This window comes from Roseisolibacter sp. H3M3-2 (assembly GCF_029211165.1).
GTDB lineage: Bacteria > Gemmatimonadota > Gemmatimonadetes > Gemmatimonadales > Gemmatimonadaceae > Roseisolibacter.
On record NZ_JARGEK010000165.1, the window covers coordinates 1 to 9,876 of the forward strand.

9 protein-coding genes and 1 tRNA gene are annotated in these 9,876 nt (G+C 74.5%); all 10 read right to left on the reverse strand.

Translation table 11 applies throughout. From position 1 onward, the window contains the following. Positions 1-146: 146 nt before the first annotated feature. Positions 147-241 (reverse strand) — tRNA-Sec (locus tag PYV61_RS14180). A 20-nt stretch (positions 242-261) separates the two neighbouring features. Next, entirely contained in the window at positions 262-1,299 is a 1,038-nt protein-coding gene (gene selD / locus PYV61_RS14185) for a selenide, water dikinase SelD (RefSeq protein ID WP_275832627.1), read from the reverse strand. Between the two features lie 11 nt (positions 1,300-1,310). After that, a complete protein-coding gene (locus tag PYV61_RS14190; RefSeq protein WP_275832630.1) occupies positions 1,311-1,703 on the reverse strand; it encodes a RidA family protein in 393 nt (130 codons plus the stop codon). Positions 1,704-1,751: 48 nt separating this feature from the next. Further along, positions 1,752-2,543 carry a TatD family hydrolase gene (locus PYV61_RS14195; protein WP_275832631.1) on the reverse strand — a complete coding sequence of 264 codons (792 nt, stop codon included), beginning with the start codon at positions 2,541-2,543 and terminating at the stop codon, positions 1,752-1,754. Between the two features lie 73 nt (positions 2,544-2,616). Further along, a complete protein-coding gene (gene secF, locus PYV61_RS14200; RefSeq protein WP_275832633.1) occupies positions 2,617-3,612 on the reverse strand; it encodes a protein translocase subunit SecF in 996 nt (331 codons plus the stop codon). Between the two features lie 16 nt (positions 3,613-3,628). Next, the gene (secD, locus tag PYV61_RS14205; RefSeq protein WP_275832635.1) at positions 3,629-5,326 is read right to left on the reverse strand and encodes a protein translocase subunit SecD; all 1,698 of its coding nucleotides are present in this window, start codon (positions 5,324-5,326) and stop codon (positions 3,629-3,631) included. Between the two features lie 133 nt (positions 5,327-5,459). Beyond that, positions 5,460-6,413 (reverse strand): bifunctional riboflavin kinase/FAD synthetase, encoded by a 954-nt coding sequence (locus PYV61_RS14210; protein ID WP_275832637.1) that lies wholly within the window; start codon positions 6,411-6,413, stop codon positions 5,460-5,462. After that, positions 6,406-7,263 (reverse strand): tRNA pseudouridine(55) synthase TruB, encoded by an 858-nt coding sequence (truB, locus tag PYV61_RS14215; RefSeq protein ID WP_275832639.1) that lies wholly within the window; start codon positions 7,261-7,263, stop codon positions 6,406-6,408. The genes PYV61_RS14210 and truB overlap by 8 nt, the downstream gene beginning before the upstream one ends. Next, positions 7,256-7,693 (reverse strand): 30S ribosome-binding factor RbfA, encoded by a 438-nt coding sequence (gene rbfA / locus PYV61_RS14220; protein ID WP_275832641.1) that lies wholly within the window; start codon positions 7,691-7,693, stop codon positions 7,256-7,258. Before rbfA ends, truB begins: the two co-directional genes overlap by 8 nt. Before the next feature lie 76 nt (positions 7,694-7,769). Next, positions 7,770-9,876 (reverse strand): translation initiation factor IF-2 (infB, locus tag PYV61_RS14225; RefSeq protein WP_275832644.1); only part of this gene is annotated, 2,107 nt, incomplete at its 5' end.

Here is a 9,876-nt window from a genome sequence, read left to right on the forward strand (position 1 = left end):
GCGCGGTGTCGGTCGCCGCGCGCGCCGCGCCCGGACGCGCCGGCGCGGCCGGCGCCGCGCGCTGCGCGCCGGCCGCCAGCGGCAGCGCGACGAGGAAGGCGAGGGCGAAGCGGGTCACGGCGCGGGGCTGGGGTCGGGACGGGCCGTGGCGGGAGCGTGTGGGAATCGAACCCACCAGTGACGCGAGGCGCCACCCACTGGTTTTGAAGACCAGGCAAGCCACCAGGCCCGATCCACCCCCTCGCACGGCAGGCCGCGCGCCTAGCCGACCCGCAGGGCGGGCGCGCCGCGCGCGACGACCTCGCCGACGGCGACCGCCCCGTCGACCCGGGCAAGATACTCGGCCAGCCGGTCGGGGGGCACGGCGACGAGGAGCCCGCCCGACGTCTGCGGGTCGACGCACAGCGCGCGCGTCCAGTCGTCGGCGTCGCCCCACTCGGTGACGGGGGCCACGAAGTCCGCGTTCCGCCTCGCGCCGCCGGTACGCGCGCCGGCCGCGAACGCCTCGCGCGCGCCGGGGAGCACGGGGAGCGACCCTGCGTCGATGCGGATCGCCACGCCGCTCGCGCGGGCGACGTGCGACGCGTGGCCGAGGAGGCCGAAGCCGGTCACGTCGGTGGCGCAGCGCGCGCCGGCGGCGAGCGCCGCGCGCGACGCGTCGCGGTTGAGGCGCGTCATGCTCGCGAGCATCGCCGCCTCGGCGCCGTCGACCGCGCGTCCCTGCTTCACCGCCGTCGCGACCAGCCCCGTGCCGAGCGGCTTGGTGAGCACCAGCCGGTCGCCGGGCGCGGCCGCCGCGTTGGTGAGCAGACGGCGCGGGTCGGCGCGCCCGGTCACGGCGAGCCCGTACTTGATCTCGGTGTCGGTGACCGTGTGCCCGCCGACGATGAGCGCCCCGGCCTCGTGCACCGCGTCCTGGCCGCCGCGCAGGATCTCGGTCAGGACCGAGAGCGGGAGCGCGTCGACCGGGAAGGCGGCAATGGCGAGCGCGGTGAGCGGCTCGCCGCCCATCGCGTAGACGTCCGACAGCGCGTTGGCCGCGGCGACGCGGCCGAACGCGTAGGGGTCGTCTACGATGGGCGCGAAGAAGTCCAACGTCTGCACGAGCGCGAGGTCCTCGGCGACGGCGAAGACGCCGGCGTCGTCGAAGGTCTCGCGGCCGACGAGCAGCCGCGGATCGGCGCGCAACGGGAGCGGCGCGAGCGCTGCGGACAGGTCACCCGGACCCATCTTCGACGCTCAGCCGGCGCAGCGCGCGTACTGCGTCAGGCGGAAGAGCTCCTCGCGGGAGTGCGACACCGGGGGGACGGTCAGCCGACGAGGGCGACGGCCTCGATCTCGACGCGGACGTTGCGCGGGAGGCCCGCGACGGCGACGGTCGAGCGGGCGGGGCGCGACTCGCCGAGGGCGCGCGCGTAGACCTCGTTCACGGCCTGGAAGTCGGCCATGTCGGCGAGGAAGATCGTGGTCTTGATCACCGACTTCCACGACGTGCCGGCCGCGCTCAGCACGTTGGTGAGGTTCTTCATCACCTGCTCCGCCTGCGCCACCACGTCGCCATCGACGATCTGCATCGTCGCCGGGTCGAGCGCGATCTGCCCCGCGGTGAACACCATCCCGTTGGCGATCACCGCCTGCGAGTAGGGGCCGATCGCGGCCGGCGCCTGCGGGGTGTGGACGACGGTGAGACGCGGGTCGGTCATCGGTCGGGCGGGTGTCGGGGGTGGCGGGTCGCGCGGAGCGCCGGGAGGTTACTCCCCCGCCCCGCCCCCCGGTAGCCCGAAGAAGCGCCGCGCGTTCGCGGTGACCAGCGCCCCCACCTCGGCAGCCTCGCGCCCGCGCGCGGCGGCGAGGCGCGCGACGGTGAAGCTCACCCACGCCGGCTCGTTGCGGCGGCCGCGGTGCGGCACCGGCGCCAGGTACGGCGCGTCGGACTCTGCGAGCAGGCGGTCGTCGGGGACGAGGCGCAGGAGCGCGTCGTCGTCCCACCGCTTGAAGGTGACGATGCCGCTGAACGAGACGTACCACCCGACCTCGAGCGCCGCCTCGGCGAGCGCGTGCGAGCCGGTGTAGCAGTGCAGGACGCCGAGCACCCCGGCGCGCCCGGCCTCGACGACCATCGCGCGGGTGTCGTCCTCGGCCTCGCGGGTGTGGACGACGACGGGCCGCCCCACCTCGCCGGCGAGGGCGAGCTGGGCGCCGAAGGCGGCGCGCTGCAGCTCGCGCGGCGAGTGGTCGTAGTGGTAGTCGAGCCCGCACTCGCCGACGGCGACGGCGCCGAGGCGGACCTCCTCGCGGATGGCCGGGACGTCGCGCGCCGGGTCGAAGCCGGCCGCGTCGTGCGGGTGGACGCCGGCGGTGAAGGCGACGAAGCCCGGGTGGCGCGCCGCGATCTCCCGCGCGCGCGCGGCGGCCGCCAGCGACTCGCCGATGCACACGATGCCGGCGGCGCCCGTGTCGCGGGCGCGCGCGACCAGGGCGTCGGCCTCGCCCGCGAAGGCGGGGTCGGCGAGGTGGGCGTGGCTGTCGAAGAAGGTGGTCACGACGGCTGGGCCGGATGCGACGACTCCCCGCGGGCGGGCCGCGGGGAGTCGGGCGAGCGGGGCGCGGCGGCGGTCAGCGCGCGCCGACGGGCTGCTCGGGACGGACGGCCCCGCGGTCGGGGGTCGCCGTGCCGCGCGGCGCGGTGCCGGCGATCGTCCTGCGCGGCCACTTGCGCTCGATCCAGAGGAGGAGCGGGCCGGCGACGTAGATCGAGGAGAACGTCGCGACGAAGATGCCGAACGCCATCACGGCCGCGAACGGGCGGATCACCTCGCCGGCGAACAGCAGCAGGGCGAGCGTCGCGGCGAGCGTCGTGGCGTGCGTGAGCACCGAGCGCGGGAGCGTCTCGTTGATCGCGCGGTTCAGCGTGTCGCGCAGCGGCTCCTTCCGCCGCAGGCGCAGGTCCTCGCGCACGCGGTCGAAGATGATGATCGTGTCGTTCATCGAGTAGCCGAGGAGCGTCAGGATCGCGGCGACGACCGTGAGGCTGACCTCGATGTGGAACAGCTTGATGAACGCGGCCGTGACGAGGATGTCGTGGCCGGTGGCGAGCACCGCGGCCAGGCCGAAGCGCCACTCGAAGCGGATCGCCAGGTAGATCAGCGTCAGGACGGATCCGAGCAGGACGGCGACGATGGCGCCGCGGCTCAGCTCCTCGCCGACGCGGGCGCCGACGGCCTCGGTGCGGACGACGCGCACGCCCTGCGCGCCGTACTTCTGCTGGAGCGCCGCGCCGATCCGGCGGCCCACCCCCTCGGCGCCCGCGTCGGCCGACTCGACGCCCGTCGCCCCCTGGGCGCGCACCGTGTACTCGGTCGGGGAGCCGTACTGCTGGATCTCGGCGCCCTCGGCGACCGTGCCGACCGTCGAGCGCAGCTCGGCCGGGTCGGGCGCCTGCTGGAACTCGAGCTGCATCAGCGTGCCGCCGGTGAACTCGATGCTGTAGTTCAGCGACGGGTTGACGGCGTACGACGCGAGCCCGATGGCGATGAAGGCGGCGGTGAGGCCGGCCGCCCAGCGCCACCACTTGATGAAGTCGAACGTGGTGTTGTGGAAGATGCGCAGCATGTCGGGCGTCCCGCGGTCAGATGCTGAGGGCCGTCTGGGTGCGCGGGCTGCGCGACATCCAGATGAGGAAGAAGGTGCGCGTCACGAAGATCGCCGTGAACAGCGACGCCGCGATGCCGGCGATGAGCGTGACGGCGAAGCCGCGCACCGGCCCCGTGCCGTACTGGTAGAGCACCGCGCCCGTCAGGATCGTCGCCACGGAGGTGTCGACGATGGCGCTGAGGGCGTGGCGGAAGCCCTCGTCGACCGAGAGGCGCACCGACTTGCCGCGGTCCAGCTCCTCGCGGATGCGCTCGAAGATCAGCACGTTCGCGTCGACCGCGATGCCGATCGAGAGCACCAGCGCCGCCAGCCCGGGGAGGGTCAGCGAGGCGTTGAAGCCGGCCAGGATCGCCATGGTGAACAGCACGAAGAGCGCGAGCGCGGCGACCGCGAGCGCGCCGGAGACGCGGTAGTAGCCGATCATGATGACGACCACCAGCAGGACGGCGATCCCCATGGCGGTCAGCCCCTGGCGGATCGAGTCCTCGCCCAGGCTGGCGCCGATCTCACGCGTCTCGGCGACCTTGAGCGGCACCGGCAGCGCGCCGGCCTTCAGCACGATGGCCAGGTCCTGCGCGGCCTGCAGCCCGCCGCTCCCCATGGTGATCTGGCCGCGGTTGCCGATCGCGCTCTGAATGACCGGCGCGGTGATCACGCGCTGGTCGAGCACGATGGCCATGTAGTCCTGCAGGTGGCGGCCGGTCTCGTTCTGGAACCGGCGGCCGCCCTCGCGGGACAGCTCGAACTGGACGATGTTGCCCTCGGTCGGGTCGCTCGCCGGGCGGGCGTCGGTCAGGTACTGCCCGGTGATGATCGGCCGCGAGTCGAGCACGTACAGCGGGCGGAAGGTCTGCCCGCCGCTGAAGATCGAGTCGGCGCCCCAGCGCATCACCTTGCCCGGGGGGAGCGCGCTCTGGATCTCGGGGCGCTCCGTCAGCGGGAGGAGGCGGTTGTAGTCGCTCTCGCTCACGAAGTACTGGCCGGGGTGCGACCCCTGCTGGATGGCGCGGGCGAAGAGGCCGGCCGCCTTGCGGGCGCCGGCGCGGTCGGCCCGGCGGGCCGCCGAGTCGAGGCGCGCGCCGGCGGCCGCGCTGTCGGCGCGGGCGGTGTCGCGGCGGGCGCTGTCGCCGCCGAACAGCGACGTCAGCCCCTTCGTCTGCCCGCCCGCGGCGCCGGTGTCGGCGGTCGCGACGGCGGCCACGGTCGGCGCGATCCGCGCGGCGACGGCGTCAAGGCGCGACAGCGAGCGCTCGAGGGCCTGCGACTCGTCGGCGATCTGGAACTCGAGGAAGGCCGCCTTCTGCACCACCGCCTGCGCGCGCTCCGGGTCGTCGACGCCGGGGAGCTCCACGATGATGCGGTCGTCGCCCACCTTCTGCACGACGGGCTCGCTGACGCCGAGCTCGTCGATGCGATTGCGGATGACGGTGATGGCGCGGTCGAGCGCGTCGGCCTTGTTGGCCACCGTCCCCTTGCTCTCGTCGATGTCGAGCGAGAGCTGCATCCCGCCCTGCAGGTCCAGCCCGCGCTTGAGCGGGACGCGCCTGACGGTGTCGGTCACGAAGGTGCCGTTGCGCTTGACGCGCTCCACGACGGTGCGCGGGAAGAGCGCCCAGCCGGACGCCAGCAGGAGGGCGCCGATGAGCAGCAGACGGTACTTCAGGTTCGACATGCGCCTGCGGACCGGGGAGGGGTGAGGTGGGGGGACGTGCGGAGGGGGCCGACCGTACGGAAACGGCGGAAACTCCGAAGGTTACCGGCCCCGGAGCACCGAGTCAACGCGCCCGCGGCGGGGCGGACTCGCGTCAGCGCGCGCGCTGGAGCGCCCGGCGCGCGGCCTGCGCGTCGCGGCCGAGCTGCGCGGTCAGCTCCTCTACCCCGGCGAACCGCTGGGTGTCCCGCAGCCGCGCCACGAAGTCGACGCCGACCGTCTGGTCGTACCAGTCGCCGGCCGCGTCGAACAGGTGCGCCTCCAACGAGCGGGCGGCGTCGCCGAAGGTCGGGCGGGGGCCGAGGTTGCACATCCCGCCGAAGTCGCCCCCGCGCGTGTGGACCCGCACGGCGTACACCCCCTCGGGCGGCAGCAGCTTGCGCGGGCTCTCCAGGGCGACGTTCAGCGTCGGGTAGCCGAGCAGGCGCCCGCGCGCCTCCCCCTGCACCACCGGCCCGGTGACGCCGTACGGGCGCCCCAGGCCGAGCGCCGCCCGATCGAGGTCGCCGCCGGCCACGGCGCGCCGGATGGCGGTGGACGACACGGCGTGCCCGTCGGACAGCGACACCGGCTCGATCACCTCGACGCGGAAGCCGCGCTCGGCGCCCATCCGGCGCAGCGTCTGCGCGTCCCCCGACCGGCCGCGGCCGAAGCCGTGGTCGTGGCCCACGAACAGCTCGCGCATCCGGAGCCGATCGCGGAGCACGAGGTCGACGAACTGGGCCGCCTCGTACCCCGCCAGCGTGCGGGTGAACGGGACGACGGCCACGTAGTCGATCCCGCTCTCGGCGAGCGCGGCCAGCTTCTCGCGCCCGGGAGTGAGCAGGTGCGGCGCCACGTCCGGGTTGACCACCTCGAGGGGGTGCGGCTCGAACGTGACGAGGAGGCTGCTGAGCCCCGCCTCGCGGGCGCGTCCCGCCAGCCGCGCCAGGACCTCGTGGTGGCCGCGGTGCACGCCGTCGAAGGTGCCGACGGTGACGACCGTCCCGGCGACGTCGGGCGGGAGCCAGGACTCGTCGTCCGGTGCCGGGCGCAGCGCCTCAGCCATGCATCACCACCCGCGGCTGCCACCGCTCCCCCGCCCGCTCGGCGAGCGCGACCAGCGCCCCCTCGGGGCCGACCAGCGCCCCCCACGCGCCGTCGACCGTCGCGGTGACCTGGATGCCGCCGAGGACGCGCCGGACATCGGTCGCGTCGAGCGCCTGGACCGGGTGCTCGGGGAGGGCGTCGAGCGCGGGGCGCAGCGCCACGTCGCCGTCGCGGACGCGGTCGAGCGGCACCGCGTCGTCGACCGAGAAGGCGCCGCTGCGGACGCGCCGCAGCGCGCTCAGGTGCGCGGCGCTCCCCACGGCGCGCCCGAGGTCGCGGGCGAGCGAGCGGACGTACGTGCCGCCGCCGCAGGTGACGCGCACGTCGGCCTCGACGGGCGCGCCCTCGCGCCAGGCGAGCAGCGCGAAGGCGTCGACGCGCACGCGCGCGGGCGCGAGCTCCACGACGTCCCCGCGGCGCGCCAGGTCGTACGCGCGCTTTCCCTGGACCCGCTTCGCCGAGTAGGCGGGGGGCACCTGGTCGAGCCACCCGGTGAGCGCGGGGAGCGCGGCCGCGACGGCGTCGCGCGTCGGCGGCGGCGCCTCGACGGTCGTGGCGCCGAGGTGGTCCTCGGTCTCGGTCTCGGCGCCGAAGCGGATGGTGGCGTCGTAGACCTTCGGGTCGCCGCTCACGTGCGGGACGAGGCGCGTCGCGCGGCCGGCCAGCACGACCAGCAGCCCGGTCGCGAACGGGTCGAGCGTGCCGGCGTGGCCGACGCGGCGCTCGCCGACCGCGCGGCGCACCGCGTTCACCACGTCGTGCGACGAGACGCCGACGGGCTTGTCGACGAGGAGCAGTCCCTCAGGCATCGGCGGGCGGGGCGCCCGCGCCGGGCGCGTTCGGGGACTCGGGCGCGTCGGGGGCGTCGTCGGGCCCGCGCCCCTCGCGCTCCCGGCGCACCTCCTCGAGCAGCGTCTCGATGCGGGCCGCGTAGCCGACGCTCGCGTCGGTCTTGAAGGAGAGCTCGGGGGCGACGCGCAGGCGCAGCGCGCGGCCGACGCGCCCGCGCAGGTGCGCGGCGACGGCGCCGAGCCCCTCGAGCGTCTCGGCGCGCTCGGCGTCGCTCCCCATGATGCTGACGAAGATCTTGGCGTGGCGCAGGTCGCGCGTGACGTCGACGCCGGTGACGGTCACGAGGCCGCGCACGCGCGGGTCCTTGACGCCGTCGGCGAGGAAGCCGGCGACCTCCTCGCGGATCGCCTCGGCCACGCGGTCGGGGCGGCGGTTGTCGTAGGGCATGGCTGGGAAGAAAAAGCGCCGCGCTCCGCGCCCGCCCCGGGACGTGCCGGGAGCGGACGCGGAGCGCGGCGTCGGTTCAGGAGTTGGCGCCGCCCGACTGGAGGGTGCGCGCGACCTCCTCGGTGCGGTAGCACTCGATCACGTCGCCGACCTTGAGGTCGTTGAAGTTCTCGACGCCGATGCCGCACTCGAAGCCCTCCTTCACCTCCTTCACGTCGTCCTTGAAGCGGCGCAGCGAGCCGAGGTTGCCGTCGTAGATCTCGACCGCGTCGCGGACCACGCGGACGCGCGCGCCGCGCTGGAACGAGCCGCTCCGGATGTACGAGCCGGCGATGCTGCCGATGCGCGGGACCTTGAACACCTCGCGCACCTCGGCCTCGCCGAGGACGACCTCGCGCTGCTCGGGCTTGAGCATCCCCTCGAGGGCCGCCTTCACGTCGTTCACGGCCTCGTAGATGATGCGGTACAGCTTGATGTCGACGCCCTCGCGCTCGGCCGCCGTGCGCGCCTTGGTGTCCGGGCGCACGTGGAAGCCGATGATGATCGACCCGGCCGCCTTGGCGAGCAGGATGTCGCCCTCGGTGATCGCGCCGACGCCGCGCTGGATGATGTCGACGACCACCTCGTCGTTCGACAGCTGGCCGAGCGCGTCGGCGAGCGCCTCGGCGGGACCGCCCTGGTCGGCCTTGATGAGGAGCTTGAGCGTGCGGCGCTCGCCCGCCGCCGCCTCCTTCATGAAGTCCTCGAGCGTGACCGCGCCCTTCGACGTGCGGCGCGACTTGGCCTCGCGGTCCAGCCGCTCGCGGCGCTGGGCGATCTCGCGGGCCTGCGTCGCGTCCTCGACGACGATGAGCTGGTCGCCGGCCATCGGGACGCCGGTGAGGCCGAGGATCTGGACCGGGATCGCCGGGCCCGCGGCCTTCACCTGCTTGCCGCGCTCGTCGAGCAGCGCGCGCACGCGGCCGGAGTACTGCCCGACGATGAAGTCGTCGCCGACCTTGAGCGTGCCGCCGCGCACGAGCACCGTGGCGACCGGCCCCTTGCCCGGGTCGAGCTGCGCCTCGATGACCGAGCCGCTCGCCCGCTTGTCCGGGTTCGCCTTCAGGTCGAGGATCTCGGCCTGCAGCGCGAGCTGCTCGAGCAGCTCGCCGACGCCGGTCCCCTTCTTGGCGGAGATCTCGGTGGCCAGCACGTTGCCGCCGAACTCCTCCAGCACGACGTTGTGCTGCAGCAGCTCCTGCTTGACGCGCGAGGCGTTCGCCTGCGGCAGGTCGATCTTGTTGATCGCGATCACCATCGGCACGCCGGCGTTGCGGGCGTGTGAGATGGCCTCGATCGTCTGCGGCATCAGGCCGTCGTCGGCCGCGACCACCAGCACGACGATGTCGGTCACCTGCGCGCCGCGGGCGCGCATGGCGGTGAACGCCTGGTGGCCCGGGGTGTCGAGGAAGGTGATCTGGCGGCCGCCCGGCAGCGACACGTGGTACGCGCCGATGTGCTGCGTGATGCCGCCGGCCTCGCCGGCCACGACGTTCGCCTTGCGGATGTAGTCGAGGAGCGACGTCTTGCCGTGGTCGACGTGACCCATGATGGTCACGACCGGCGGACGCGAGACCAGGTCCTCCGCCGTGTCCTCGACGACCTCGGACTCGGTGCCGGTCTGGTACTCGTCCTCGCGGACGGCCTGGAAGCCGAACTCGCTCGCGATCAGCTCGATCTGGTCGAAGTCGAGCCGCTGGTTGATGGTCACCATCAGCCCCAGGTTCTTGAGCGCGAAGCCCACGATCTGGATCGGCGAGACCTTGAGGATCTGCGCCAGGTCGGCGACGGTGATGAACTCGTTGACGCGGACGGTGGTGCGCTCGCGCTGCTCGTTGGCCGCGCGGAGCGCCTCCATCTCCTCGCGGGCGTCGCGCGCGTCGCGGCGACCGCCGCCGCGCCCGCCCGGGCCGCGCATCCCCTGCAGGGTGCGCGAGATGTTGTCGGCGACCGCCTGCTGGTCGACCGCGCCGCGCTTCCCCTTCTTCCCGCCGCGCCCGCGGTTCTGGGCGCCGGCGCCGCCGGCCGTGCCGGCACCCGCGCCGCCGCCGAACGGGCTGGCGAAGCCGCCCACCGGGCCGCGCCCGCCGTCACGGCGCGACGAGGCGCCGCCGAAGTCGGATCGTAGCCATGTCGTTCTGTGA

Excerpts from the sequence above, each read along its gene's own strand:
- PYV61_RS14190 (WP_275832630.1), bottom strand. The coding sequence starts at position 1,703 with ATGACCGACCCGCGTCTCACCGTCGTCCACACCCCGCAGGCGCCGGCC.
- secF (WP_275832633.1), bottom strand. The coding sequence starts at position 3,612 with ATGCTGCGCATCTTCCACAACACCACGTTCGACTTCATCAAGTGGTGG.
- secD (WP_275832635.1), bottom strand. The coding sequence starts at position 5,326 with ATGTCGAACCTGAAGTACCGTCTGCTGCTCATCGGCGCCCTCCTGCTG.
- PYV61_RS14210 (WP_275832637.1), bottom strand. The coding sequence starts at position 6,413 with ATGGCTGAGGCGCTGCGCCCGGCACCGGACGACGAGTCCTGGCTCCCG.
- truB (WP_275832639.1), bottom strand. The coding sequence starts at position 7,263 with ATGCCTGAGGGACTGCTCCTCGTCGACAAGCCCGTCGGCGTCTCGTCG.
- rbfA (WP_275832641.1), bottom strand. The coding sequence starts at position 7,693 with ATGCCCTACGACAACCGCCGCCCCGACCGCGTGGCCGAGGCGATCCGC.